This window comes from Candidatus Binatia bacterium (assembly GCA_029248525.1).
Taxonomy (GTDB): domain Bacteria; phylum Desulfobacterota; class Binatia; order UBA12015; family UBA12015; genus UBA12015.
Genome location: JAQWJE010000039.1, coordinates 305,689 through 331,490, shown reverse-complemented (window position 1 = coordinate 331,490; position 25,802 = coordinate 305,689). Strand labels below are relative to the sequence as shown.

The window sequence follows — 25,802 nt, the reverse complement described above, 5'->3', positions numbered from 1 at the left end:
CGTTCGCTTCCGACGGCGACTTTCCGCGAGTTCACGGTGCCGAAGACGCCAATCCCGGGTCGCGAGACGAAGTCCTCGACCGCCGGTACGGCAATATCTCTGGCTTTGGCGCCCGCCACAATCGCCTCCGCGATGGGGTGCTCGCTGGCCGTCTCCACGCTCGCGGCAAACGAAAGAAGCTCGGTTGGGCCTTCTACGGTGACAAGCCGAGCGTTCCCTTCGGTCAGGGTTCCGGTCTTGTCGAGGATGACTGTATCGACAACGGCCAGAGTCTCGAGCGCGGCCGCGTCCTTGACGAGAACGCCAGCTTGCGCTCCCCGCCCGATCCCCACCATTACGGCCATGGGCGTCGCCAGCCCAAGAGCGCAAGGGCAAGCGATCATCAGGACGGCGACCGCCGCCATCATCGCATAGGAAAGACGAGGCTCGGGTCCCCATACCAGCCACACACCGAAGGAAATCGCCGAGATCAGCAGGACAACCGGGACGAAGATGCCGGATACCTTGTCGGCCAGTCGGTCGATCGGCGCACGGGAACGCTGAGCCTCGCCGACCAAGTTTACGATCTGAGCAAGTAACGTATCCTTGCCGATTCGATCGGCCTCGAAGAGAAACGAGCCGTTTCCATTCAGCGTTCCGCCCGAAACACGGTCCCCGATATCTTTCGAGATATGAACGGCCTCGCCGGTCAGCATCGATTCGTCCACCCAGCTTTGACCTTCCGTGACGCGCCCATCGACAGGAATTTTCTCCCCGGGCCGTACCCGCAGCCTGTCGCCGACTTGCACCGCGTCGACGCCGATCTCGTCTTCTTCACCGTCTGGCGCCACCCGGCGTGCCGTGGGCGGTTCCAGCCCCAGCAATGCCTTGACTGCCGATCCGGTCTTCGCTCGCGCTCCCAACTCGATGACCTGGCCGAGCAGAACCAATATGACGATGATGGCGGCTGTCTCGAAATAGAGCTCCGGCGCGCCCCCGGCGCTTTGGTGAGGTAATCCTCCCAGCGCGTGCGGGAACAGAATTTGGATGGTGCTGAAGGCCCATGCAGAGCCGCTGCCGATCGCGACCAAGGTGAACATATTCAGATGTCCGGTGCGGAGGGAGACCCAGGCTCTCTGAAAAAAAATCGACCCAGCAACGAATACGATCGGGGTCGTCAAAACGAGCTGAATCCAGCCCCGAGTCGTGTCCGAAAATAGTGTCGTAAGAGGATTACCGGGAATCATCTCTCCCATGGCCAGGAAGAACACCATCCCCGCAGGCAGCACGCTCCAAGCCAGGCGCCGGCGGAGGGATATCAGCTCCGGGTCCGCTTCGAGGTTCTGTAATCGAATATCCTTGGGCTCGAGCGCCATGCCGCAGAGAGGGCACGCACCGGGTCCGACCTGTTCGATTTCGGGATGCATCGGGCAGGTATAAACAGCGTCGGGATCGCCGGCATCCGCGACTTCGCCCGATAGGTAGCCTTCCGGGTTGGCGGCGAACTTCTTGCAACACCCCGTGCTGCAAAAGTGATAAATCTGCCCTCGATGTTCCACCTGTCTCTCCGGGGCTGGCTCGTTCACGTTCATGCCGCAGACAGGATCGATGAGGTTTGTGCCGGGTTCGGAAGCATCCATGCGCACCAGACTACTCGGTTCCACGTCCCGGGTCACGCGCCCGACCTTGACGGCTGCCCGGAGGAGTGGTGAGCTTGAGATATGGAGATTCAGACAATTTCGGTCGTGCTTCAGATTGCTGCATTGATCTTCGCGGTGTCGGTTCATGAGTCGGCTCACGGATGGGTCGCCTTCCAGTGTGGCGATCCGACCGCGAAAGATCTTGGGCGGATCAGCCTCAATCCGGCCCGTCATATCGATCCGGTGGGCAGCATCGTGCTCCCGGCACTCCTGGCTTTCGCTGGAGCCCCGGTATTCGGGTGGGCCAAGCCTGTGCCGATTTCGCTCGGTCGCACGCGACATCCGCGCTCGGCAAACCTCTGGATCTCGGCAGCCGGACCGGCATCAAATATTATTTTGGCGACGGTCATGGGCGCTGCTGTTCTTGTGCTGCGGAGTCAGGGGAATGTCGTGGGAGGAGGCTCTCCCGCCGAACTCGCGATGCTTTTTGGCGTCTACTCGGTTCTGATCAATTTGATTCTGGCGGTCTTCAACTTGCTGCCGATCCCGCCCCTTGATGGTTTCGGCGTTCTCGAGAGTGTTGTCCCGCCGTCATGGCTCGCGATGACGTCCCAGATCCGGCGCTGGGGTATGCCGATTCTGTTGCTCGTAATCTTCTCTGGTGCGCTGCAGTTTCTTTTGTCGCCCGTGCAGAACTTCGTGAGGCAAATCCTTTTGGGCTGATTGGCGCGAGCGCGCTGGCCGTCGCCCGGCCCTGACTGCTTCCGTTCCGCGCTGCGCGGATTCGTGGTAGGAATGGCACCCCCATGGAACATTCGGAAGTGATTCGAGCGGCGTTTGCGGCCGTCGCCATGCTGCTGATCCCCGGCAGGGCCATCTTTTTGGCATTACGAATGGACCGACATTTTGAGGGGTTGCAAGGTTGGCTGGTGGCGGCCGGTATAGGGGCTGCGCTACCACCTCTCCTCTTCGCAATGCAGGATGGACTCGTTTCGACGGGGGTTCCTCTGGGTGGTCTCGGGCCCGGATTCGTCTACGGCGTGCTCGGCATCAGCCTCCTGATTCTGTTCGAAAGATCATGGCGCGGCGAGCGTCGCCGTCGGCTGGTCGGTGATGAATGGATTGCTCTCGGGATTATTCTGACTGTGGCGGCGACCCGGGCATGGTTGGCCAACCAATTTCCGATTCCCCCTCTGACCGACTCTCTTCATCATGCGATGTTGACCCGAGACGTTGTGGAATCTGGTTTTCTGCCGGACCGAATGCCGGTCTTCGCGAGCATCCCGCTGGATCGCTATCACACCGGACTCTATGCCATCAGCTCGTTTGTCTCGTGGGCGGGATCCGTCTCCCCGCTTCTCGGACTGGTCTGGTCCGGGCAGGCCCTGAACGTATTGGCGGCAGTCGGGGTTTATCTCCTCCTTGATCGATATGCGTCGCCCAAAGCCGCCTGGGTAGGCTTGATCGCAGCAGGGCTCATCAACCAGATGCCGAATGCTTATCTCGCGTGGGGCCGTTTTACGCAGGTAGGCGGACAGGCGCTTCTGCCCATAGCGTGGGGAGTTTGCTGGGTTTGGTTCCGGCGGCTGCACACAGGTCCGACAAAGGGGCGACGTGGGGAGCTTCTCACGCTGGGTGCGCTATCGGCAGGGCTGGCGATCGCTACGGTTCTCGTCCACCTGCGGGTCGGGATCTTCCTCTTTGCGATTTTATTACTCACCTTCCTCGCGGAGGCAGCCGCAGCCCGGAAGCAAGGACGTGCCCGAGCCCTCGTGCAGCCTGTGCTGGGCACCGCATTTCTGGCCGGGTTCGCATTATTACCGCGCTACGGGCTGGGCCTCTACCATTGGGTCTGGGGGCATTGGTTTCTCTCGCGCGGCGGGAATGGCTGGACCGGCGGCGGTGATCTGCGCGGCGTCAACAGCGAGGCCTACTTCTCGGTCTGGATGGGAGAGTCCCTGTTTTCCTGGTTGGGGGCCCCACTGCTTGTCGGTATATCCTTGAGTTTGGGCTCTCTCGCAATCATCCGGGGTAGCAACCTGGCTCGGTTGACAGGCTGCTGGATGGTGGCCCTGATTGCTTTGGGAAGTGTACACCTTCTTCGTATTCATATCCTCGATATTTTGCCGCTGAACGCGGTACTGATGTTCGCCTACCTGCCACTGGCCATTCTTCTGAGTTGCGGACTCGACGCAGTCGTCGAGATCTCGCCGGCCCAACGTCGCGCGGGTGTCGAAAGAGTCTTCCTGGTCGGAATGCTCATGCTCGGGTTGGTCTCAATCCCGGCCCGTCTCAGCGACGTTCCTGCGCCCTACCAGCTTGTTGAAGAAGGGGATCTCGAGGCATTCGAGTGGATTCGCGAGCACACGCCACCACAGTCCCAATTCGCAATCGCTGCGAAGAACATCTTGCCGCAACTCGCGGTGGGAACCGATGGGGGCTACTGGATTCCCTATTTCACGGATCGTCGCACGACGACCGGCCCGATGCTTTCCCCTTTGGCGCCCCGATTCATGACCCGAGCCAGCCGGGTCGTTGCAGTCCAACGGCTTCCGGGGTTCTCGAACGAGAAGATCGACAGACTGGTGGTTCAAGGGGTGCGCTATTTCTACTTCAGTCGTTCGGCGCGAGGAATGGTGGACGCGCGAAAGCTTGCAGAATCACCCTTGGTGGAATTGGTCTACGACCGTGGCGGTGTGCAGATCATCGAATTGCAGGCCTCGGCGCAGATGACGAACGCTCTTCGCCTGATGCGTCGCGATGCGGAACGTCGCGGGCCGGCACGCTGATCGCCGGTTTCACCCTCCGCTGAGGATCAATCCCTCGCAACGCGCTTCGAGGGCGACCCGATCAAGGGATTTCCCGATAAATACGATCGCTCCGGTTTCCGGCGTGGGGCCCCCATGCGCTTCCATCTCGAACCTTCCCGCAACAGAGCTGAAGAATGTCCAATCGGAATCCCCGTCCGTGCGGACGATGCCTTTGAGGCGATAGACGCCTTGCGGAGATTCGTAAAGGAAATCTTCGAGGGCCTCGTCGGAGAGGACTCGGTCGGTCCGGAAGGTCCAGGTCTCGAAAGAGGCCTGATGTTGATCAACGACTTCGCCTGGCAGCTTGCGCGACTCACCAGGTGACGCCGCCAGCAACACCTCAAAGGGAATGTTGCCGCGTTCTGCCGGGAAAATCGGAGCGCGAGCGTTGATGGAGCGAATTCTGTCGACCGTGCGCGCTTCCGCATCTTCCACAAGGTCAATTTTATTCAGGATCAGCAGGTCGGCCCGGTCAATCTGCATCTCGGCCTCCGGTGCTTCAGCGAGAGCAGCTTCGAGGTTCAGAGCATCGACAACCGTCATCAGACAATCGAGTCGATAATAATCGACCAGACGCTCGCGGCTCAGGGTCCAGCCCACCGGCAGTGGGTCGGCGAGTCCCGTGGTCTCGAGGATCAGATGGTCGAATCCACCAAATTGTTGAAGTTCAAGCAGGGTTTCCTGAAGGTCTTCATTGATCGAGCAACAGAGACAACCATTGTCCAATTCGACGAATCGTTCGGCTCCGGACACACGAGCCCCGTCGATTCCGACTTCTCCAAACTCGTTAACGACAACCGCGATCTTGTAGCCATGCGCCTCATGGAGCAGGCGATTGAGCAGGGTTGTCTTTCCGCTGCCAAGAAAACCACCTAAAACAGTGACGGGTATTCGCTCACTCACGATCATGCACCCTAGCCCTCAGGATCTTTAAAATCACGAAACGCCTCCGGCCCCTCGACGCAACCGATGATTCGGGGAATAGTGTGGGCGGCGGCTCCGGCTGTGCCCTGAGGGCTCAACGGAAGCCGACCGATTCTGGCCAGGCAGACCATGACAAGAACCTTCAAACATCTTGCTCCGAAAGTTCCGCCGGGCCCGGCCTGTGTCGTGCGCGAGGCTCGGTTGTCCGAGAAAGACGAACGCCGAGAGGTCGCGCAGCTTTTGGCGTCCTATACTTCCGAGGCACTTGCCGGGAAGCAAGCCGACGAGGGCACGGCCCTGCAGGCGGTGGAGCTTGTCGCATCTTCTGCCGGTGCGTTTGTGCTGCTCGCGTCTGTGGGTGAGGTGTATGTCGGGCTGGCTATCTGCTTGCGAAGTCTGTCCACGTTCGCAGCCGCCGGTGTCGTGAATATCCACGACCTTTGGGTCGACAGCTCCTTTCGGCAACGAGGCGTAGCGAGCGAGTTGCTGCGCTGCGTTGCACGTGAGGCCGAGCAGCGCGGTTGTGTGAAAGTGTCTCTGGAAGTTCGCGAAGATAACGGCCCTGCCCGCCGACTCTACCGCCGACGGGGTTTTCGCGGTGAGCCCGGCGCCGCGGACGTGCCCGGCAATTTTTTTCTCGAGCTTTTGATTTGAGATTTCAGGCGATGGCCTTGGCGCTCTCGAGATCCTGAATATCCTCGGCCGAGATCCCCCACTCCTGTAGCGCCTCGCGGGTATGCTCACCGGGGTTCACCGGTGGGCCCTGAATTTCGCCAGGGGTTCTCGAAAAGCGAGGCGAAGGAGCGGCTTGAATGAGGCCGTCCCGTTCGACAAAGGTTTTCCGCGCTTGCATATGGGGATGGTCAGGAGCCTCCGACATGGAGAGGACGGGTGCGAAGCAGGCATCGCTACCCTCGAAGATATCGCACCACTCGGCCCGCGTGCGAGTTTTCCAGATCGCCGCGATCTTGGCCTTGGCAGCCGGCCATTGCTCTCGGTCGTGCTGGTTGGGGAAATCATCGGCCGTTAATTCCAGCTTCTCCAGCATGATTGCATAGAATTGGGGCTCGAGAGCTCCGATGGAGATATACTTGCCATCCTTGCACTCGTAGACATCGTAGTAAAAAGCGCCGGTATCGAGGAGATTGGTGCCTCGCTCTTCCTGCCAAAATCCGATCTGGCGCATCCCGTTGATGATACTCATCAAGGATGCGGCTCCATCGACCATCGCCGCATCCACGACTTGCCCCTGTCCTGATCTGGATGTCTCCAGCATCCCGCAGACCATTCCGTAGGCGAGCAGCATTCCCCCGCCGCCAAAATCTCCGACCAGATTGAGTGGCGGTACAGGTGCTTCACCACGCCGGCCGATTGGTTCCAGAGCACCGGCCAGAGCGATATAATTGATATCGTGACCGGCGGCCTGAGCCATCGGCCCATCCTGGCCCCAGCCCGTCATGCGTCCGTAGACCAGCCGGGGACTACGCGCGAGGCAAGCCTCGGGGCCCAAGCCCAGCCTTTCCATCACACCGGGCCGATAACCTTCGATCAGGCCATCAGCGTTTTCCAGCAGCCGCATCACCAACTCGACACCCTCGGGCGTCTTGAGATTCACGCCGACACTTTTTCGTCCCCGCGCCAGCAATTCCTTGTTGGGCTGCGCATCCGGGCGGACCTTGTCGGCCCGATCAATCCGAAGAATCTCGGCGCCGAGGTCCGACAGCATCATTCCACAAAAAGGTCCGGGGCCGATTCCGGCCATTTCGATGATCTTGAATCCGCTCAAAGGTCCGCTCATGTCGCAATCTCCTTGAGTCTGGGTGAACCAAGTTCTGAGCGAACCTGCAATATCAGAAGATTCACGGCTGGCGTCCGGCCAAAGTCCGTGGCAGGTTGCGCCTATGCATGATCTTGTCATTCGTAACGCAAGAATTGTCGACGGTACCGGTGCCCCCGAGTTCCATGGCGACGTCGCGATCTCCGGGCAAGCAATCACCCATGTCGGTGAGGTAGAGGGTCCGGCCCGGCGCGAAATTGACGCTGGCGGGCGACTTCTGACTCCGGGGTTTGTTGACATTCATACTCACTACGACGCCCAGGCTACCTGGGACCCTCATATGCTCCCATCAGGGTGGCACGGGGTGACGACAACGATTTTCGGGAATTGCGGAGTGGGTTTTGCCCCGGCGAGTCCGGATCGGCGTGAGTGGTTGATCGGCTTGATGGAAGGCGTCGAGGATATCCCCGGGGCTGCATTGTCCGAGGGGATCGAATGGAATTGGGAAACGTTTCCGGAATACCTGGACGCTCTCGACCGGGTGCCGTTGGGGATGGATGTGGGTACCCACGTTCCTCACGGAGCTGTGCGAGCTTACGTGATGGGCGATCGGGGTGCGCGCAACGAGGCGGCCACGGATGTCGATATCGAGCGTATGCGGGTTCTGGTGCGCGAGGGCCTCGAGGCTGGCGCTTTCGGATTCTCGACTTCCAGAACTCTGGGCCATCGAGCGGTAGACGGCGAGCCTGTTCCGGGGACGTTCGCCCAGGATGACGAGCTTTTCGGGATCGCGCGCGCTCTGCAGGATGTCGGTCGGGGGATCTTTGAAGTTGCTGGCGCCGGCTCTGCGGGTGATATGACCGGCGATGATGCCGAGGACGCACTCCGTGAGATCGATTGGATGGAGCGTCTGTCGACCGAGGTTGGCTGCCCGGTCTCCTTTGCGATGCTGCAATTCGATTCACGCCCCGATCAGTGGCGTGAACTCCTCGAGCGTTGTGAGACGTCGGCGGCTCGAGGTGCGAACGTGACCGCACAGATCGCGGCTCGGCCTTTCGGGGTTCTTGCCGGGCACCAGACAGTCGCAAATCCCTTCATGAACCGCCCCGCCCTTGTCGAGATCGCGGATCTACCCCTTGCCGAACGGGCGCGGAAGATGCGCGAACCCGAGTTCCGTGCCCGGGTTCTCAGCGACGAACGCATGGCGGATCCGAACGGATTCGACCTTTTGCTGGGTAATGAGGCGATTTACGCAAAGCTTTTCCCGATGGGAGATCCGCCGGACTATGAGCCGGACGAGAGCAAGAGCATCGCGGCCATCGCTGCCCGAGAGGGTCGCCGGCCCGATGAGGTCCTCTATGAGTTCATGCTCAAGGACGATGCCCGCGAGCTACTGCTGCTGCCGTTGTTCAACTATTCAAACCATGATCTCGAACCCCAGCGTGCGATGATCGAGCATCCTCGCTCGCTGATCAGCCTGGGCGATGGGGGCGCTCATTGCGGCCTGATCTGTGACGCTTCGCTGACAACGTTTCTGCTCACCCATTGGGTCCGCGACCGCAAGCGCGGAGCGCGTCTTCCGATCGAGACAGCGATCCAAAGGACCACACAGCATACCGCCTCGTTCTATGGACTGCATGATCGAGGCGTGATCAAGCCCGGCTATAAAGCGGATTTGAATCTGATTGATTTCGATCGACTGGCGCTGCGCCGTCCTGAAATGGCTTACGATTTGCCGGGAGACGCTCGGCGACTCCTCCAGAAAGCCGATGGCTATGATATGAAGATCGTCTCGGGGGCCGTGGTCATGGAGATGGCCGAGCCCACCGGTTTGGTCCCGGGAAAACTGCTTAGGGGCCCGCAGGCTCGGCCCTGAGGAGAAATCGATGGAGATTCAGGTCATCGGTCAGGCGCGGACCGCGTGGTCGCTACGACAGGACGCGCCTCATCAGCCTAGAGCGGCGGCGGAGGTCGTGGGAGAGATCCTCGTCGAGGAGCCCTTTCGAGCGGCTCTCGCCGATCTTGAATCCTTCAATCGAATCTGGGTGATTTTTCTATTCCATCAGAGCACCGGATTCGCTCCACGGGTGAAGCCACCGCGCGGAGGTCCCAAGCGGGGTGTTCTTGCCACCCGCGCTCCGAATCGCCCCTCACAGATCGGGTTGAGTTGTGTCGAGTTGGTGGCAGTTGATGTGTCTTCGGGAGTGGTTCGTGCGGCCGGTCTCGACCTGTTGAACGAGACACCTGTTCTTGATCTCAAACCTTATTTGCCGGAGGTCGACAGCTTCCCCGAAGCCGGTCACGGTTGGTTGGACGCCTTCCGGGCTGCCGGTATCGAGCCTCGCCTGAAGAAACCCTTTCAACCGCCGCGATCGAAGTAGTCGGGCCCTCGTTCAGGAGCCCTGCTCATGCTTCCAGCGCTGCGTCAGCCATACACGTGCATCGTCAAGCAGGGTGTAAAAGACCGGCACCACAATTAGCGTCAGCAGTGTGGACGCGGCGATCCCGCCAGCGACGACCACACCGAGCGGGCGTCGACTTTCGGCGCCCGCACCGAGACCGGCCGCCACAGGGAGGATTCCGACTACCGTAGAAATGGCCGTCATCAAGATCGGGCGCATACGGACGGTTCCCGCCTGGATTACAGCCTCCGGTCGGGAAAGCCCGCCGGCTCGCAGGTTGTTTGTGCAATCTACCAACAAGATCGAGTTCTTGGTGACCAGGCCGATCAGCATCACGATCCCGATGAAACTGTAAATGTTGAGGGTCATATTCAGCGAGGCGAGCAGTAAAAATGCACCGAAGATGGCCAATGGAAGCGATAATAGAATGGTGAAGGGATGGACGAAGCTCTCGAACTGCGCTGCCAGGACCAGAAAGACAGCCATGAGCGCGAGCAGAAAAGTAAAGCGCAAGCTCCCGAAGGCATCATCCATCTCCTGAGATTGACCGGTCACGGTCGTGGCAAATCCGGCAGGGAGCATGCGCCCGGCCAGATCCTGGACCGCTTCGATCGCTTCGCCGAGCGGTATGCCATCGAGATTGGCGGAGAGAATCACCGACCGACTGCGGTTGAAGTGACCAATGCTGCTCGGCCCCACCCCCTCCTGGATTTCGGTGACGCTGGCCAACTGGATCAGTGCGCCGTTCGCCGCCCGCACGTGAATCTCCTGCAACTGCGTGGGCACAGCCCTCTGAGCCGCGTCGAGGCGCACAATGACTTCGTAGCGTTCGTTCCCCTGACGGAAGCGAGTGGTTCGTGCTCCTCCCAGGAGGATGCGCAACGTATCGGCAATTTCTGCCGCGCTGACACCTAGAGCGGCGGCTTTTTCCCGATCAATGCGAACCCGGATCTGTGGGTTTTCGGTTTCAAGGTCCGAGCGGACACCGACGAGGCCGGGAATCCTTGCCATCTCGGCCACGAGAAGCTCGCTTTCTCGGGTCAGGTCTTCCCACGACTCACTTTGGACGACGAATTGCAGAGCCTGACCACGCCTGCCTGTGGAAAGTCCGGAGAACGGGGTGGCGAACACCCGAATACCGGGAATTTCTGCCGCTGCCTGCCGAAATTCTCGCAGGATTTCATCCTGACTCCGTTTCCTTTCGGACGGCGCGTGCATGCGCGCAAAGATCATCCCACGATTCACCGAACCCACGCCCCCGGCACCGATGAAAGCGGTTGAGGCGCGCATCTCCGGCATTTCGGCGAGAATACGCTCGATGGGGTATTGAAGCCGATCGTGGTGGTCGAGGGCGGATCCTTCCGGAGTCTCGAGCATCACCATGAATCCGCTTCGATCTTCCGGTGGCACGAATTCCTGGCCAAGAGCAAAGTAGAGGCCTACTGCCGCGACCATCAGGAACCCGCTCGCACCGGCAACACGCCCTCGATGGCCCAACGACCAGCGAAGCGCGCGCGCGTATGCCTGCGAGAGTCTATGGAGTCGCGCATCGAGCGCTGCAAGAATGCCGCTGGCCGGTCGCACGACAAGAAACCGGGAGCAGAGCATCGGCGTAAGAGTCAGCGCGACCAGAGAAGAAACAACCACTGCCACGACAACGGTGACACCGAACTCGAAAAAGAACCGGCCGATGACGCCCGTGATGAAGGCCACAGGGACAAATACCGCCACAAGCGTCAGGGTCGAGGCAATGGCCGCAAATGCAATCTCGGAGGTGCCTCGGAGTGCAGCTTCCCTTCGGCTGACGCCGCTCTCCATCAAGCGATAGACATTCTCGAGAACGATAATCGCGTCATCGACGACAACACCGATGGCCAGTGTCAGCGCGAGCAAAGTGAGACTGTTAAGTGTGAAGCCTGCGAAATAAATAACACCGAAGGTAGCGAGGACAGACGTGGGGATGGTCAGCGCCGGGATGATTGCACTGCGAGGTGAATGCAGGAACAAGAAAATCACGACAAGAACAAGTAGTCCCGCGACCACAAGGGCCCCCTGCACTTCGCCGATCGACTCCTCGATAAAGGTTGCGCCGTCGTAGGTGACTTGGAGCCTGTAGCCTTCCGGCAGGAACGGCTGCATCGCTTCTACTTCGGCGCGGGCGGCCTGTGCGACCGTTACGGTGTTCGCGTTCGACTGCTTGACGATACCGATCGAGACATGAGGGTTCAGATTAAATCTCGCCAGCGAACGTTCTCCTTCATCGCCGGCGGATGCACGACCCACCTCGCCGAGACGAATCGGGCCGTCGGCAGAGGAACGCAGAATCAGATCGTTGAATGCTGCGACCGAGGTCAGACTTCCCTCCGTCTGCACAACAAACTCGCGCGTGGCACCTTCGATACGGCCGGAAGGTATCTCGACATTTTCAGAACGCAGCGCGGACGTGACGTCCGCCACCGTGAGGCCATGCGCGGCGAGAAGATCGGCGTCAAGATCGACGCGAATCGCCAGGCGCTTGCTGCCCCCGATATAGATGGAACCGACCCCCGGTAGCCGTTGCAAGCGCTCTTGAAGCACGTTTTCCGCGTAAGAGGTGAGATTACGGAGTGATTCGTAGTCCGCATTGAGCGAGATCCATAGGATGGCTTGCGCATCCATGTCGACCTTGCGAATGACCGGCTCTTCGGCCTCTTCGGGCAGGTAGCGAATCACGCTTCGGACGCGATCGCGCACGTCCTGAACTGCGGCATCAATTGGGCGATCGAGTTCGAACTCGATCGAGACTTTGCTGACCTCTTCCCCGCTGTCGGAGGTCAAGGTACGAATCCCCGACACCGTCGAGACAGCGGCTTCGAGCTCTTCGGTTACCTCCTTCTCGACAACTTCCGGGCTCGCACCCGGCAGTACTGTCTGGATGGTCACGGTCGGGAATTCGATATCTGGAAGCTCCCGGACCGAGAGTCGGTTGAAGCCGATCACGCCGAAGAGCACCAACGCAAGAGAGACAACGGTAGCGAACACCGGCCGCCGGATCGATAGGGCCCAGGGCGACACTAGGGGCGGGTATCCTCTACCGTAACCGTCCTGACCAGAGTTGGTTCCGCCAGGTCAAGAGTCGTATGGCCATTTTGCACGATTGCGTCGCCGGCATCGAGTCCCTGTCGGATCTCGAGCAATTCTCCCAGACGCACGCCCGTAAGCACCTCGCGGGGGATCGCTCGATTATCATCGAAGACGAATACGTAGTTCTTTTCTCCGGCCTTTCGAACGGCCGTGACGGGAACCAGCGTGCCGGCGCGTCGCGTCTCGAGAACCAACTCGACGCGTGCAAATTGTCCCGAGCGCAGCAGTCTGTCCCGATTATCGAATGTTCCGATTGCCTGAGCACTTCGTGTTTGCGTATCTATTTCTGGCTCGATGAATGCGAGCCGGCCCTGAAATTCACGCTCCGGATGGCTGCTGACGGTCAAGCGAATGGCTTGACCCACAGCGAGCGCTGCGGCGGTGCGTTCCGGGACGGCAAACCGGACCTCCAACGTGCGATCATCGGTCAAGCGATTGAGGATTTCGCCCGTCTGGACGTAAGCGCCCTCATCGACCTCCCAGCGCCCGAGATGGCCGGTGAAAGGTGCCCGTATCGCAGTTTCTGCGAGTTCGGCCTCCGCGACGACGAGCCGGGCCTGAGCCACCTCGAGGGCCGCTTGGGCTTGCTCGAGTCCGGCGAGAGCGTCGTCCCCGCTTTGCTCGGAGGCCACGCCCTCCCCTTGCAGTGCGCCAATGCGCTCATGGGCCAGCCGGTTTTTTCGCAGGGACGCCCTTGCCTCGGCGACATTGGCACCGGCGAGTTTGACTTGGGCTGCGGCCTGTCGCGTGTCCAGTTGGAGAAGCAGGTCTCCTCGAGAAACCTCCGCTCCATTCGGGTCGCGGAGCGTCCGAACGATCCCCGGCTCCTGCGCGCGAAGATCGATAAATTGCCGGGCCATGAGACTTCCGACGGCGTCAACCGTGACCTCCACGTCTTGCGTGATCACGGACATCGTCTCGACTGGCCGCGGGCGTGATTCCTCGGTTGCCGCTTTTCCCCCGAGCTCACAGGCCGTGATTGTCGGCAAACAGACGCTTAGAAAAAGCGCGAATGCGAGACGATGCGAGAAATAGACCATGCCCCATCAGCATAGGCGAAGGATCGAAGATCGCCAACGTTGCAGGTTTGTTCGGATGCAAAGAACCCGATAGGGGTCGGGGGTGAACGCGATCTGGTCGGGTTTGGTGATCATTGCTGTGGTGTGGGGCGGGCTGACGGGTCGGATGGAGGCTGTGACAGCGTCCATCTTCACCAGCGCCCAAAGCGCAGTGACCTTGGTGATTGGTCTGGTCGGCATCATGGTTTTTCTTCTCGGGATCATGCGTGTGGCGTTCGACGGGGGCCTGCGAGACGCCATTGGACGTGGGCTGGCTCCGGTGCTCCGGCGGCTTTTCCCCGGGATCCCTTCCTCCCACCCGGCCATGAGCGCTCTGGTCATGAATATGTCGTCGAATATGGCCGGACTCGGGAATGCTGCGACGCCATTCGGGCTGAAGGCGATGAAGGAAATGGAGAGACTGAACCCCCACCCCGGCAAGGCCACGGATGCGATGGTTCTCTTCCTCGCGATCAATACATCCGCGATTACGCTATTACCTCCCTTGGGAACCATCGGTGTGCGCCTCGCCGCGGGCTCGGCTCACCCCGAGGCGATTTGGGCGCCAACCCTTTTTGCGACGATCTGCTCGACCGTTGTCGCGGTCGGAACTTTTTTTCTACTGCGTGGCGTACCGCGGTTTCGGTCCTCGGAGCCGCCTGTCCCGGACGAGGGTATGGCTGCGATGCCCGCAGAATCCTCGGAGGAATCCGCTTCACTCGAGAACGCGGAGGCTCTTTTGGCTGCAGAGCCATGGGTGCCCGCCGATCGTAAACGGAGGTTTCTGATTACGCTGACCCTGTTGGCGACCGGCGCCGGTATCTGGCGTGAGGCGCGCGCACTTGCCGCGACCGCGACACCAGGAGAGGTGTTGCAAAGCCTTACCCAAACCTGGCTTTTTCCGCTCCTGATACTCGGACTGCTGCTGGTCGGAATTCGCGGTCGTGTTCGCGTTTACGAGTCGATGGTGGCTGGCGCTCAGGAGGGACTCGAGGTAGCGATTCGGATTGTGCCCTATCTCGTCGCGATTCTGGTGGCGGTTGGTATGTTCCGAGCGTCAGGCGCTCTGGATCTGGTGATTGGCGTGGTCGACCCGATCACCAGCCGGCTCGGCGTGCCTGCGGCGGTGTTGCCGATGGCGATCCTCAGGCCACTTTCCGGCTCCGGTTCGTTTGCGATCATGAGCGACACCCTTACGACTTATGGACCGGATTCCTTTACCGGATACCTGGCAAGCACACTCCAAGGTTCGACAGAGACCACTTTCTACGTATTGGCTCTCTATTTTGGCGCCGCAAATGTGCGTGACGGTCGGCACGCTCTTTACTGCTGCCTTGCCGGTGATTTTGCGGGATTCCTCGGTGCCGTGGCCGCCTGCCACTGGTTTTTTGGTTGAGGCTTGCGCGACCGGCGAGAGTGCGGCAGAGGAGAGCCATGAAGTATCTGCATACAATGGTGCGTGTGACCGACCTTGACTCTTCCCTTGATTTTTTTTGCGGCGTTCTGGGGCTGGTGGAAGTCCAACGAGTGGAGGTTGAAGCCGGACGCTTTACTTTGGTCTTTCTCGCGGCGCCCGGAGACGAGGCCGCTCAAGTCGAATTGACGTATAATTGGGATCCGGAGCCTTATGGCGGGGGCCGCAATTTCGGCCATCTGGCCTACGGGGTCGAGGATATCTACACGGTTTGTCAGAGGGCTTTGGACAAGGGCGTTCGGATTCACCGGCCGCCTCGGGATGGCCATATGGCGTTCCTTCGATCGCCGGACGGCATCTCGATCGAGCTCCTGCAGCAAGGTACGCCCCTCCCTGCTTGCGCGCCGTGGGACACGATGGAGAACTTCGGTGAATGGTAGGTTCCTCTCCGAATCTTTGATACGCGGAAAACGCGAAGAGCTGGATCGGCTTGCGGCTCAGGAAGTCGGCGCCGCGTTATCCGAGGTCGCCTATGCCCGTGGCCACGCTATTCTGGCTGTGGTTGGCGGCCGCAGCGTGGCTGGAGTATTCGCTCATCTGGCTGCCTTGGAGCTTCCCTGGCGAAAGATCCACATCTTCATGGCAGACGAGCGAATGCTGCCGATCTCGAGTCCGGAGAGCAATTGGCAGGTTGTCGACGCCGGTCTGGTGGCCCCGCTCCTGCAATCCGGGCGGTTGCTCCCCGAACATGTCCACCCGTTCCGCTGGGAAGAAGGCGCGGCCGATGGTGGCGTATCACTTTACGCGGCGGAGCTTCAAAAATGGGGTGGGCGGTTCGATGTCGCGGTCCTCAGTGCAGGCGAAGATGGACATACCGCCTCCCTTTTTCCGCATCACCCGGCCATTTTGACGACGGGCAGGCTCTTTCTGGAGGTCGACAATGCTCCCAAGCCGCCACCTAGACGAATCACCGCCTCGCGAGGCTTGCTGGAACTGACCGGACTTGCAGTGTTGATGGTCTACGGGGGCGATAAACGAAAAGCGCTCGGAATGCTGGAGGAACCGAGTCTCTCTCTGGCGGACTGCCCGGCCAAGCTGGTTGGACGTTGCCCGCGAGGGCTCGTTTACACAGATCTCCTCTAGCGGATCTTCCCTTCAAGGAAGGGAACTTCATAGACTTTCTCATGGGCTATGGGCCCATGACCGAAGTAGCCTTCTTCACCGAAGAGTTCCCCATGGTCGGCCGTGACGGTAATGAAGGTGTTTCTCGGCACGGTATCGAAAAGCCGCTCGAAAACAGTATCGAGATACCCGATCGTATCGATCTGCCGTTGGCGAAGCTCGTCCAACTTCGGTTGATCGAAGAAGTCGTCGGGCTCGTCATCGTCATCGACCAGCTTGCCTCCGACCACCTGATCGTCGAGGTGCTTGAAGACGCCGTTGACACCATGAATTTTCGGCCAATCGTTTTCGGTTTCGGTAGGCAACGCGTACGGGTAATGGGTCTCGCCAGTGTTGAGAAGGTAAAACGACGGGCGGTCTTCGCGAAACTCCATCACGTCGAGCATTGCAGCCATATCGTTATGCTTGTCCATCAGCTGATAATGATCGAAATCCTTGTTGAGCAGGGTTTGTGGGTTCAGGACGGGCATGGATACCAGAGCATTCGTTCGATATCCGAGGCGATGCTTTAGATAGGACGGTAAAAACAGCTGCGGAACCATGTTTTTGAACTGTATATCATCGACCCCGAGACGCTTTTGATAGTTGAGAAAGTCTTTTTTGTAATAATCGGACGCATAGACCTGTTGCGGGCTGTGATGTGGAAGCAGCCCCATAAGCAGGTTGTAGTGCGAAGGTGCTGTCCAGGAGGCGTAGCTCCAACGTCGTTCGAGCTCGCCGAGACGCATGATCGTCTTGGGGCGGGCCTTCTGGAAGGCATCGAAGCGACAGCTGTCGAGAATGACAATGATATAGTTATTCAGTCCCTCCTGCGCGAGCATCGGCAGGGCTTCCTGTCGCCTCAGAGCGGGCGCGACTTTCGCTGTGGAATCAGGTTGTCCCTGATCGCCTGTGCTTCCAATAATGCGGTCCCAGATTGCCATGCATTGATTCCTTCTGAAGCCTAGGCCAGATAGCCAAGCTGTTCGAGCTTCTTGACGGTGTCGTCGTCGAGATCGAGCCCTTCGTCGGATAAGTTCGGGGCTTCAAATTTCCCGAGACGATCTTCCATCTCCCGCGCCATCGTTTCGGCTCTTTCCCGCTCAATATTCGCAATATTTTGCGATTCACCCGGGTCCTTTGCCAAATCATAAAGTTCGGGGAAGCCGTCGGAAGTCCAAATATACTTGTGTTTTTCATTCCGAATCATTCGGAGCGAACGGTCAAAATAGCCGCCATCGAAGCCATCAAAGCGACGCTTCAACACGGCGAGTGGTGGTTGGGGCTCGCGGTACTCGGCAAACGTATAGCGCTCCTCCGCCGAGCCTTGGGCCACGTCGTTGGCCAGAAGGGAGTCTCTTGCCTGCACTTGCTGCCAGGCAGGATCCTCGTCGAGACCGGCCAACCGCAGCACGGTAGCGAAGAGTCCCGCGGATTGAACGGGCCGGCTCACGCGTTGCCCGGCAGGGAAACCCTCGGGTCCCTGGATGATGAGCGGCACATTGACCAAAGTGTCATAGAGACAATAGGCGTGATCCATCAAACCATGCTCGCCGAGGTTTTCTCCGTGATCACTGGTGATCACAAACACCGTGTTTTCCATCAGACCCGAATCAGTCAGCATCCGATGGAGTTCTCCGATTCGCGAGTCCACGTAGCTGATCTCGCCATCGTAGAGCCCGGCCAGGATTGCGAAGTCCTCCTCCGTCATTTCGGTCTGGCCGGTCAGAAATTTCCACGGGTCCTGATTGACGGCTGCGGCACGTTGGGGAGTGACTCCTTTGGGCATATGTCTGAGGTGGTATTCGCCGGGTGCGGAATACCGAATATGGGGCTCCATGAAATGGAGAAACGCGAAGAAGGGCTGCTCCTGCTCGACCCACTGCGGCATCCATCGGCGTGCCTGACGGACAACTCGCCAGGCGCCGTCATCGTAGGCCTGCATCCGGTTCCGCAGCTTGTTGGTCGCCTTCTCGTAGAGGCGGTTCGCTTCTTGAGCATATCGGCTCGGTTTTTCGGCCGGCATGCGGAGCGTATCGAGCCCAAGGTCCTGCTTTCGCTGTTGGCGTGCCAGCGGCGCGTTGGTGCCGCTGGTCTGGACCATCTGCCAACTATGCATGAATTCGTCGAAACCTCGATCGAAGGACGTTTCACGCGAAAGCCAATAGTTGCTGGATGCTCCATAGGTGCGGTAGCCACCGCGTTGGAGCACTTCCGGCAAGGGGTCAAGTTCCGGGCCCAGGGTCAAATTGCTTCGGTCGACCTTATGCCGGGACGGAAACGTCCCGGTGAATAGACTCGCGTGCGCCGGCGGCGTCCAGGCCGCGGGGGAAATTGCCTTCTCATAGAGCGTCGATTTTTGCGCAATGCGGTCGATCTCTGGCGACGTTGGATTTGCCGCTCCGTAACAGGACAGATGATCTGCGCGCAGGGTATCGAGAAGCACCACGATCACATTCGGGCGGTCGTGGGAGCGTTTGGTAGTCATCGGACGGAATTCCTAGTGAATATTAGATGAATTAAAGCCGGCAAAGTCCCGGCGGAATCGGGAAAGGTTTGTCCCAGCAAGATACGCAGGTTCGACGTCGAGGGCTACAGACTTCCGCAGAACTTTTTCATGGGCTTCCCTATGTAGCATGTAATACTCCGAAATCGCTCATACTTTCCTGCTATCGGCGCATTTGCGGATTTGGCTAACTCACTCGCCGCGGCGGCCTCGGTCCGCGGAGCCCATTCGCTTCGAGAAAAATCGGATGACCGCGCTCGTCTGCTGGCGTCTCTCCCTGCATTGACTGAATCCGGCGAGTCCTTTAGCGATTCCAACGTGTGACGGAGTTGGCAAGTAGTCAATTCAGCATGAATTATCTGGTTCCGGACCCCTTGGCATCCACTGGTGGGAGAAACCGGAGCCATAGCAGGAGGATCAAATGAAAGACGAATCACAGATCAGTCGACAAGCAAGATGGCAACGAAAACACCGCGCATTGGGACTTTGTGTTCTTTGCAGCGAACCCGCCTTCAAGGGGTGGCGGTGCAAGCGGTGTTACGAACGGCACAAATTAAGTATGCGACTTCGCTACGAGCCGAAGGTGCGAGGGCGCTACAAATCAGGCGGCAAGGAATTCTCGGAAAAGGCCGCTGTTCTCAAGCTCGAGAAGTCGCGCAAACAGAGCGCTGCAAAAAAGCTTGCCGCACAGAAAAAGGCAGCTGCGCTGGCGAAGAAGAATTCGAAAAAAGCCGTCAAGGTAAAACCCGCGCGCGCCTCAGGGGCCAAGAAGTTGGCGGCGCAAAAGCTTCCCGCTACCCGGAAAAAGATCGTCACCAAGAGAAAAGCCGTTGCGAAAAAAGCCGTCGCGAAGAAGAAGGTCGCCAAGAAGACAGTCGCGAAGAAGGTAGCCGCAGCGAAGAAGAGGGTGGTGGCCAAGAAGGCCGTCGCCCGGAAGAGTGCAGCTCGAAAGAAGTCTGTCGCGAAAAGCGCCGTTGGCAAGAAAAAAGCAGCAAAGTCCAAGACGGTCGCGCGCAAGCGTCGGTAGAGAGAGGGTTCGGCGGCGGGTACTTCTGCCGCCGGACCGGTTTCTTTCATCCCGTCTCCGTGCGATCACTGAGCCTGCAGGAGGTGCAGTTTGGAGAAGATGAAGGCTTTGGTTGGCATTGAGGGGAATGTCGCCTGTGGCGAACGTGACCTTCCACCGCTTCCGTCCGGAGAGATTCGACTGTCGGTTCTCCGCTGCGGTATCTGCGGTTCGGATCTGCATTGGTTCCGACATGGGTTTGTTCCGGCAATCTGTCCCGGCCACGAGATTGTCGGCGAAGTCACCGGCGACGTCCCGGAAGGAAGCAGCGTGCGAGCCGGGGAACGGGTGACGGTCGAGGCCGTCCGAAGCTGCGGGGCCTGTTCCTACTGCAAGGCGGGCTCACGACAATTATGCACACAGCTCGGGCTGGTTGGCGTCGACCGACCTGGCGGTTTTGCCGAGTTTCTCGACGTATTACCGAGCCAGATCCATCGTGTCCCCGAGAGTCTCTCCTCGGAAGTAGCCACTTTCGCCGAGCCGGTCGCCGTGGCCGTACACGCCTTACGTTTGGGGCCATCGCCGGTGGGAAAGAAGGCTCTTGTTCTGGGTGGGGGCACCATCGGCTTGCTGACGGCTTTCTGTCTGGTCAGGGCGGGCGCCGCCAGCGTCGACATCACCGCGAAGCGCAGCCACCAGCGGACGGCCGCCGAGCAATTGGGGTCGACATCGATCCTCCAGCCCGGCGAGTCTCAGGAGAATTCCTACGATCTGGTTTACGAGACCGTCGGTGGGGATGGCGCGACAATTACCGAGGCCCTGAGCGCTGTTCGTCCGGGCGGCACGATCGTCGTTCTCGGCGTGTTTGCCGATCCGCCGCTGCTTCCGGCTCTGCAATTGATGTGCAAGGAAATCCGGATGGTGGGAGCGATGTGCTACGGCACAGCCTCGGGGGTCGCTGATTTCGAGACGGCCCATCAAATCCTGAAGGATGATGGGGATGCGATAGCGGCACGCTTGCTGACCCATAGCTATCCCCTCGAGCAGGTGGATGAAGCTTTCTCCACCGCACTCGACAAGGACTCGGGGTCGATCAAGGTGCAAGTCGCTATCTAGGGCAGCAACACATCCTCGCGGGGCAGCAAAAGGAGCGCACGGTTCGCGCGGACGTTGATCTCCGCGATGAGCAGGAGGTCACCTGACGAGTTCAAATCGGCAATCTGGAATCCGACCAGCGTGCCATCTCCGATCGTTGCCTTTGACTCGAGGAGAGTGTCGAGTTTGCCATCCTTCCAGCGCAATAATTGGCGGGAGGTGATCCGGCGCGTTCCTTCCTCGTAAAACCCGAGGCTGACAACCATGAGCACGGTCCCGTCGCCGTAGACGCGAGTCTGAAAGATCTCGGTGATTTCCAGTTCCTGGCCCATCTCGGCTTCGCCGCCATATCGCTTGCGTTGCCAAATTATATCGGTGTTTGTGGTGCCGTCCCAGACACGGAGCAGGTCTCGTTCTTCCCCGCCGCCGAGAAACTCCGCGATATAGTACATCCGACCGATGTCATCGACTGCGACAGCATTCAGGTCAATAATTTCCTTCTGGCCGAAGGGCACTTCGTCTCCCGTTGATGCAGCAAGGTCCAACCCACCGCTACGGTAGCGAAGAACCCTTTCCACATCGCGGTCCGAGTCGCCATCGGTATCAAAATCTCCATCAATCGCGATCGTTCCGTCCTTACCCATCGCTCGAGGTTTTGCGTTTGTGAGAACTCCGTATTCGGGAAGCGTCTCACGGCGGAACAGAATGCCGGTAAAGATGCCCTGATCGAGAATTCCTACGTAGGGCTCCTCCCCGCGAGCCGGTAGACCAACAGCGGCCTGATTCCTTTCGTTGAGCTGAAGAATGATCGCGGTGGGGTTCTGTCCGTCGAGATCATTGGGCACAGCGACCTCAGTGACATCTCCTGGAGGGCCGTATTGCAGTCGCAGGCGGCAGCGCGTTCGTTGTACAGCTCCGGATGTGTCGACCGAGCACGGATTGGAACCGTCGCTGAAGGCGAGGACGCCGCCCTCCTCCACACGAAGCTCTCCAACGATACGGAAATCAGGGAGAGGTTCCTCTGATTCCGTTGTCGCAATCAAGCTCGTTCGGGTGCCATCCGAGTAGAAGATCGTGTTATCATCCAGTTGGTCGCCCACACTGAAGGCGAACTGGCCTGATTGGGCCATGTTCAGTTTTCGGATTCTTGTCAGCGGCAGATCTCCCGCGAGGGCAGACCCCGGTGCCAAGATGGAGCGGATTTGACCGGTGGGCGTCCGGAAGAAGACTCCATTGAGAGTGTCCGTGCCAGTTCGTGATGCGATAAACGAAATTGAGCGGTCAGCGGCCATATTCGCCGACTCGATGCTGAGGATTTCAAAATTGGGCAGGAGCCGATCACCGTCAGTCAGGAGTACCTGAGCGCCATCTGGCACAGGCTGTGGCTTTTTCTCCGAGCCGCAACCAACAGCCCCGCATAGGGCAAGGCCAATCAAATACCAGCGAGCCTGGGCCGGTAAGGTATGCAAAGTCTTCATCCTGTCGTCCTCCGGTTGAGACGAGAGTACGCAGGGGCCATGCATAGAGCAAGCCCGGACTTCAGAAACCAGCAAGCCACGGCGCGTCTGCGTCGATGCTTGCCATGCCGAGTGCTATCGCTGGCCGAGAACTTCCGGTCCCTCGGCGATCCGGTGGCCATCCTGTTCGATACGACACGCGCCGACGAAGTCATAGCGCTGCCAGTATATGATTCGCTCTCGAGGGCGGCTCGCTTCGCCCTTGGGCCACGCATAGACCCATTTTTCGTTAAAATGAACGCCGCCTTCATGGCGAATCCGGGGGTCATTGAGGCTGCCCTCGGTGCGATCCGGTGTGCCCCAAAGGCGAACGACCTGATTACGCCGCAAGGAAGTTTCTTTTTCGGTCTCTGGACTCATCGGATTCAGACCTCGAACGACGTTTCGGCGAGCGGGCAGCCTTTCAGCTCGACATGGGCTTCAAACTCGTCCCGGAAGCGCCGCACAAACCAACCCGCCCCCCAGGAAGCGGCATCGGCGAGGCCGCAGATTGTGTGACCCTCCATATAATTCGCGACCTCATCGATGGTATCGATGTCCTCCATGGAGGCTTGTCCGCTCTCTATCTTGGCGAATAATTTGTAGATCCAGCCAGTCCCTTCGCGGCATTGCGTGCATTGCCCACAGGATTCATGGCGGAAAAAACGTGCGATCACCAAAGCGGCTCGAACCATGCACTGCCGATCGTCCATCACGATGACAGCGCCAGTCCCCAGCAGGGATCCAGCCTTCTGAACGGAATCGTGGTCCATGGGGAGGCCCTTGATCTGATCCGCCGTGAGCACCGGCATCGAGGTTCCCCCGGGAATCACCGCCTTGATTTTTCTTCCCGGCGCGACGCCGCCAGCGACGGTTTCGATCATCTCGTCGAGAGGCATGCCGAACGGAAGTTCGTAGGCACCCGGACGTTGCACATCACCACTGATCCCGAAGATTGTGGTACCGGAGCTCTTCTCGGTTCCGTAGGACAGGAAATGTTTGGCTCCGTCGAGCACGATCGCAGGCACATGGGCCAGGGTCTCGACGTTGTTGATCAGGGTCGGTTGTTTCCAAAGTCCAGAGACCGCAGGGAAAGGCGGTCTTTTGCGAGGTTGGCCTTTGCGACCCTCGAGAGATTCCATGAGCCCGGTCTCTTCGCCGCAAATGTAGGCGCCGGCCCCACGATGGACGTAGATATCGAAATCCATCCCACTGCCGAGGATATTCTTGCCGAGATAACCAGCTTCATAGGCTTCATCGATCGCCCTGCAAAGATTCTCGTAGGGACCACGATACTCCCCGCGGAGATAGACGTAGGCCGCGTCGATCGTATTGGCCCAGCCGGCAATCAGAAGGCCCTCGATCAATTTATGCGGATTGCGTTCGAGGATCTGCCGGTCCTTGAAGGTGCCGGGTTCGCTCTCATCGCCGTTGCAAGCGATATAACGTGGCCGTCGGCCGTCCTTGGGAAGAAACGACCACTTCATCCCTGCGCCGAAGCCCGCACCGCCTCGACCTCTGAGACCGGATTCCTTCACGATAGAGACAATTTCTTCCGGGTTGGTCTTTCCGACATTCGCCTCGGCGGCTTCATAACCGCGCTGCGCCTTGTAGTCCTCGATTGAGGAGAAATTTGCGTCGCCCTCGGGCAGGAGCAATTGTGGCTGTTCCATCGTATCCTCAGGCCGTCTCGGCTTCGTCTTCGGTAATCTCGCGGCGCAGATTTTCCAGGATCGCTGGCGCATCGGCAGGAGAAAGGTTCTCCAGGTACGTCCGCGTGTTGATTTGCAACACCGGCGCCGAGCCGCAGGAACCCAGACATTCGACCGAACCAATCGAGAAGCATCCGTCCTCGGAGACTTCGCCGGGGCGAATATTCAGTTCTTCCTCAAACGCGTCCTGCAGCGACCGAGCCCCCCGCAGGCAGCAGGACAATCCGGTGCAGACGCGAACGTGGCGCTTTCCGATCGCGCTTTCGTTGAACATCGCGTAAAAACTCGCGACCTCCTTGACGTCGATCGGCGGTATCTCGAGGATCTCCGCCACTTCAGGAATCACTTCGGGCTCGATCCATCCCCCGCATTCTTCCTGCACAAAGTGCAAGGCCGTCAGCAAGACGGCGCGCTTTTCAGGGTACTTCGGGAGTTCTGCCCGAATACGTGACTTCAGCTCCTCAGAAAGTGCCATTGGATTTTTCCTTAACGATCACATTCGCCGCCGATCATATTGATCATATCGAAGGTCGGGACGATGTCCGCAAACATCGATCCGACCACCATTTTTTCCATTGCCGATGTGTTGGCAAAGCTCGGAGAGCGCGGTCGGCACTTCAGAGGCTTGCCGGTGCCGTCGCTGACCAGATAGAATCCCAGCTCACCGTTGCCACCCTCCACGGCTTGATAGACCTCTCCCGGAGGGGGTTTCGGTCCCTCGGTCACGACCTTGAACTGGCCGATCAGTTCTTCCATCCGACCAAAGACCTTGCTCTTCCCCGGCAGTCGGATCTGCGGATTGTCGATATCAACGGGCCCAGGCTTCATCTGCTCGATGCACTGCCGAATCATGCGACTGCTCTGACGGATCTCCTCGAGCCGAATGAGGAAGCGATCGAAATTATCACTTGCCGAGCCAACCGGGATATCGAAGTCGAGCCGGTCGTAGACGAGGTATGGCTCCACCCGTCGGATATCATAGGCTGTGCCGCTGGCCCGCAGGAGCGGGCCGGTGCAGCCGAATGAGATCAAATCGTCGCGAGAGAGGACGCCGGTATTTTCCATCCGTTCGCGAAAGATCGGGTTGGCCAGCAGTAAATCCTCAAAATCCTTTTGGAGCCGTTCGAGCTCCGCGAGTTTCTCCTCAACCAATCCCGGGAATTCGGCACCGATATCATGCGAGACGCCGCCAATTCTTACGTAGTTCGGTGTCACTCGTGCGCCGCACATCGAATCGAGAAGGTCCCAGACGCTTTCCCTGGCTTCCACCGCATAGAGAAATGCCGAGAATGCCCCCAGTTCGAGCGAGCATGCTCCGAGACAGGTCAGATGGTCAGCAATTCGTGAGGCCTCACTCGCAATTACTCGAAGATACTGGCATCGCTCGGGGCTTTCGATCCCGAAGAGCTTCTCGCAGGCGAGCGCGTAGCCCACATTGTTGATCATCGGAGACACGTAGTTCAGGCGGTCCGTATAAGGAAATGCCTGATAGTAGAGTCCGCTCTCGCATTCCTTTTCGAATCCGCGGTGAAGATAACCGACCTCCACCCGGCATGCGTGGACAGTCTCTCCATCCAATTCCAACTGGATCCGAACGGTTCCGTGCGTCGCCGGATGGGACGGCCCCACCTTCATCTCGAGGGTCTTGAAGGGAAGGTCGATCGTGTCTTCCTGCACAACTGCTGCCGAATCTGCCATC

General features: G+C 59.2%; 22 protein-coding genes. 10 read left to right on the top strand and 12 right to left on the bottom strand.

Going from position 1 to position 25,802, the window contains the following annotated elements; genetic code table 11:
- On the bottom strand, positions 1–1,643 hold a 1,643-nt coding region (locus P8K07_09705; GenBank protein MDG1958796.1), incomplete at its 3' end, for a heavy metal translocating P-type ATPase.
- 57 nt (positions 1,644–1,700) lie between these two features.
- Here P8K07_09705 and P8K07_09700 point away from each other — a divergent pair.
- Together P8K07_09700 and P8K07_09695 are read left to right on the top strand one after the other, a co-directional pair.
- Positions 1,701–2,342 carry a site-2 protease family protein gene (locus P8K07_09700; GenBank protein MDG1958795.1) on the top strand — a complete coding sequence of 214 codons (642 nt, stop codon included), beginning with the start codon at positions 1,701–1,703 and terminating at the stop codon, positions 2,340–2,342.
- A gap of 83 nt (positions 2,343–2,425) precedes the next feature.
- Positions 2,426–4,408: a hypothetical protein gene (locus tag P8K07_09695; GenBank protein MDG1958794.1), complete on the top strand. Its 1,983-nt coding sequence runs from the start codon at positions 2,426–2,428 to the stop codon at positions 4,406–4,408.
- A gap of 9 nt (positions 4,409–4,417) precedes the next feature.
- Here P8K07_09695 and P8K07_09690 read toward each other — a convergent pair whose 3' ends face one another.
- Positions 4,418–5,332, bottom strand: a complete 915-nt coding sequence (locus P8K07_09690; protein MDG1958793.1) for a GTP-binding protein — start codon at positions 5,330–5,332, stop codon at positions 4,418–4,420.
- 150 nt (positions 5,333–5,482) lie between these two features.
- On the opposite strand from P8K07_09690, the gene P8K07_09685 reads away from it, so the two are divergent.
- The gene (locus P8K07_09685) at positions 5,483–6,007 is read left to right on the top strand and encodes a GNAT family N-acetyltransferase (protein MDG1958792.1); all 525 of its coding nucleotides are present in this window, start codon (positions 5,483–5,485) and stop codon (positions 6,005–6,007) included.
- Between the two features lie 4 nt (positions 6,008–6,011).
- On the opposite strand, the gene P8K07_09680 is transcribed toward P8K07_09685, so the two are convergent.
- Positions 6,012–7,151, bottom strand: a complete 1,140-nt coding sequence (locus P8K07_09680) for a CaiB/BaiF CoA-transferase family protein (GenBank protein MDG1958791.1) — start codon at positions 7,149–7,151, stop codon at positions 6,012–6,014.
- 103 nt (positions 7,152–7,254) lie between these two features.
- On the opposite strand from P8K07_09680, the gene P8K07_09675 reads away from it, so the two are divergent.
- Together P8K07_09675 and tsaA are read left to right on the top strand one after the other, a co-directional pair.
- The gene (locus P8K07_09675) at positions 7,255–9,006 is read left to right on the top strand and encodes an amidohydrolase family protein (protein MDG1958790.1); all 1,752 of its coding nucleotides are present in this window, start codon (positions 7,255–7,257) and stop codon (positions 9,004–9,006) included.
- Between the two features lie 10 nt (positions 9,007–9,016).
- Positions 9,017–9,511, top strand: a complete 495-nt coding sequence (gene tsaA, locus P8K07_09670) for a tRNA (N6-threonylcarbamoyladenosine(37)-N6)-methyltransferase TrmO (protein ID MDG1958789.1) — start codon at positions 9,017–9,019, stop codon at positions 9,509–9,511.
- Positions 9,512–9,523: 12 nt separating this feature from the next.
- Here tsaA and P8K07_09665 read toward each other — a convergent pair whose 3' ends face one another.
- The gene (locus P8K07_09665; GenBank protein ID MDG1958788.1) at positions 9,524–12,586 is read right to left on the bottom strand and encodes an efflux RND transporter permease subunit; all 3,063 of its coding nucleotides are present in this window, start codon (positions 12,584–12,586) and stop codon (positions 9,524–9,526) included.
- Complete coding sequence (locus P8K07_09660) at positions 12,586–13,569, bottom strand: efflux RND transporter periplasmic adaptor subunit (GenBank protein ID MDG1958787.1); 984 nt, start codon at positions 13,567–13,569, stop codon at positions 12,586–12,588. Before P8K07_09660 ends, P8K07_09665 begins: the two co-directional genes overlap by 1 nt.
- Positions 13,570–13,777: 208 nt before the next feature.
- On the opposite strand from P8K07_09660, the gene P8K07_09655 reads away from it, so the two are divergent.
- The 3 genes from P8K07_09655 to pgl are packed head-to-tail and all read left to right on the top strand — an operon-like array spanning position 13,778 to position 16,270.
- Positions 13,778–15,109: a nucleoside recognition domain-containing protein gene (locus P8K07_09655; protein ID MDG1958786.1), complete on the top strand. Its 1,332-nt coding sequence runs from the start codon at positions 13,778–13,780 to the stop codon at positions 15,107–15,109.
- Positions 15,110–15,147: 38 nt separating this feature from the next.
- Complete coding sequence (locus P8K07_09650) at positions 15,148–15,567, top strand: VOC family protein (GenBank protein ID MDG1958785.1); 420 nt, start codon at positions 15,148–15,150, stop codon at positions 15,565–15,567.
- On the top strand, positions 15,557–16,270 hold the full coding sequence (gene pgl, locus P8K07_09645) for a 6-phosphogluconolactonase (GenBank protein ID MDG1958784.1): 714 nt from the start codon (positions 15,557–15,559) through the stop codon (positions 16,268–16,270). Before P8K07_09650 ends, pgl begins: the two co-directional genes overlap by 11 nt.
- Here pgl and P8K07_09640 read toward each other — a convergent pair.
- Both P8K07_09640 and P8K07_09635 read right to left on the bottom strand, forming a co-directional pair.
- A complete protein-coding gene (locus P8K07_09640; protein MDG1958783.1) occupies positions 16,267–17,130 on the bottom strand; it encodes a sulfatase-like hydrolase/transferase in 864 nt (287 codons plus the stop codon). The two genes, pgl and P8K07_09640, sit on opposite strands and share 4 nt — an antisense overlap.
- A gap of 122 nt (positions 17,131–17,252) precedes the next feature.
- The gene (locus tag P8K07_09635) at positions 17,253–18,776 is read right to left on the bottom strand and encodes a sulfatase (GenBank protein ID MDG1958782.1); all 1,524 of its coding nucleotides are present in this window, start codon (positions 18,774–18,776) and stop codon (positions 17,253–17,255) included.
- A gap of 474 nt (positions 18,777–19,250) precedes the next feature.
- Between P8K07_09635 and P8K07_09630 the strand changes: the two genes are divergently transcribed.
- Entirely contained in the window at positions 19,251–19,943 is a 693-nt protein-coding gene (locus tag P8K07_09630) for a hypothetical protein (protein MDG1958781.1), read from the top strand.
- Positions 19,921–20,916 carry an alcohol dehydrogenase catalytic domain-containing protein gene (locus P8K07_09625; protein MDG1958780.1) on the top strand — a complete coding sequence of 332 codons (996 nt, stop codon included), beginning with the start codon at positions 19,921–19,923 and terminating at the stop codon, positions 20,914–20,916. Before P8K07_09630 ends, P8K07_09625 begins: the two co-directional genes overlap by 23 nt.
- Here P8K07_09625 and P8K07_09620 read toward each other — a convergent pair.
- The 5 genes from P8K07_09620 to P8K07_09600 all read right to left on the bottom strand — a co-directional run bounded on the left by P8K07_09620 (position 20,913) and on the right by P8K07_09600 (position 25,801).
- On the bottom strand, positions 20,913–22,373 hold the full coding sequence (locus P8K07_09620; protein ID MDG1958779.1) for a hypothetical protein: 1,461 nt from the start codon (positions 22,371–22,373) through the stop codon (positions 20,913–20,915). The genes P8K07_09625 and P8K07_09620 overlap by 4 nt on opposite strands.
- Positions 22,374–22,487: 114 nt before the next feature.
- Complete coding sequence (locus P8K07_09615; protein MDG1958778.1) at positions 22,488–22,772, bottom strand: hypothetical protein; 285 nt, start codon at positions 22,770–22,772, stop codon at positions 22,488–22,490.
- A gap of 5 nt (positions 22,773–22,777) precedes the next feature.
- Complete coding sequence (gene nuoF, locus P8K07_09610) at positions 22,778–24,064, bottom strand: NADH-quinone oxidoreductase subunit NuoF (GenBank protein MDG1958777.1); 1,287 nt, start codon at positions 24,062–24,064, stop codon at positions 22,778–22,780.
- 7 nt (positions 24,065–24,071) lie between these two features.
- Positions 24,072–24,578: an NAD(P)H-dependent oxidoreductase subunit E gene (locus P8K07_09605; protein MDG1958776.1), complete on the bottom strand. Its 507-nt coding sequence runs from the start codon at positions 24,576–24,578 to the stop codon at positions 24,072–24,074.
- Between the two features lie 11 nt (positions 24,579–24,589).
- Positions 24,590–25,801, bottom strand: a complete 1,212-nt coding sequence (locus P8K07_09600) for an NADH-quinone oxidoreductase subunit D (GenBank protein ID MDG1958775.1) — start codon at positions 25,799–25,801, stop codon at positions 24,590–24,592.
- Between the last annotated feature and the right edge of the window lies 1 nt (position 25,802).

What these genes read in the sequence shown, in the direction of transcription:
- P8K07_09640 (MDG1958783.1), bottom strand. Translation starts at nt 17,130, where the DNA reads ATGCTCGCGCAGGAGGGACTGAATAACTATATCATTGTCATTCTCGAC.
- P8K07_09600 (MDG1958775.1), bottom strand. Translation starts at nt 25,801, where the DNA reads ATGGCAGATTCGGCAGCAGTTGTGCAGGAAGACACGATCGACCTTCCC.
- P8K07_09685 (MDG1958792.1), top strand. Translation starts at nt 5,483, where the DNA reads ATGACAAGAACCTTCAAACATCTTGCTCCGAAAGTTCCGCCGGGCCCG.
- P8K07_09620 (MDG1958779.1), bottom strand. Translation starts at nt 22,373, where the DNA reads ATGAAGACTTTGCATACCTTACCGGCCCAGGCTCGCTGGTATTTGATT.
- P8K07_09615 (MDG1958778.1), bottom strand. Translation starts at nt 22,772, where the DNA reads ATGAGTCCAGAGACCGAAAAAGAAACTTCCTTGCGGCGTAATCAGGTC.
- P8K07_09675 (MDG1958790.1), top strand. Translation starts at nt 7,255, where the DNA reads ATGCATGATCTTGTCATTCGTAACGCAAGAATTGTCGACGGTACCGGT.
- P8K07_09695 (MDG1958794.1), top strand. Translation starts at nt 2,426, where the DNA reads ATGGAACATTCGGAAGTGATTCGAGCGGCGTTTGCGGCCGTCGCCATG.
- P8K07_09625 (MDG1958780.1), top strand. Translation starts at nt 19,921, where the DNA reads ATGAAGGCTTTGGTTGGCATTGAGGGGAATGTCGCCTGTGGCGAACGT.
- P8K07_09635 (MDG1958782.1), bottom strand. Translation starts at nt 18,776, where the DNA reads ATGACTACCAAACGCTCCCACGACCGCCCGAATGTGATCGTGGTGCTT.
- P8K07_09630 (MDG1958781.1), top strand. Translation starts at nt 19,251, where the DNA reads ATGGCAACGAAAACACCGCGCATTGGGACTTTGTGTTCTTTGCAGCGA.
- nuoF (MDG1958777.1), bottom strand. Translation starts at nt 24,064, where the DNA reads ATGGAACAGCCACAATTGCTCCTGCCCGAGGGCGACGCAAATTTCTCC.
- P8K07_09660 (MDG1958787.1), bottom strand. Translation starts at nt 13,569, where the DNA reads ATGTCCGTGATCACGCAAGACGTGGAGGTCACGGTTGACGCCGTCGGA.
- tsaA (MDG1958789.1), top strand. Translation starts at nt 9,017, where the DNA reads ATGGAGATTCAGGTCATCGGTCAGGCGCGGACCGCGTGGTCGCTACGA.
- P8K07_09650 (MDG1958785.1), top strand. Translation starts at nt 15,148, where the DNA reads ATGAAGTATCTGCATACAATGGTGCGTGTGACCGACCTTGACTCTTCC.
- P8K07_09605 (MDG1958776.1), bottom strand. Translation starts at nt 24,578, where the DNA reads ATGGCACTTTCTGAGGAGCTGAAGTCACGTATTCGGGCAGAACTCCCG.
- P8K07_09700 (MDG1958795.1), top strand. Translation starts at nt 1,701, where the DNA reads ATGGAGATTCAGACAATTTCGGTCGTGCTTCAGATTGCTGCATTGATC.
- P8K07_09680 (MDG1958791.1), bottom strand. Translation starts at nt 7,151, where the DNA reads ATGAGCGGACCTTTGAGCGGATTCAAGATCATCGAAATGGCCGGAATC.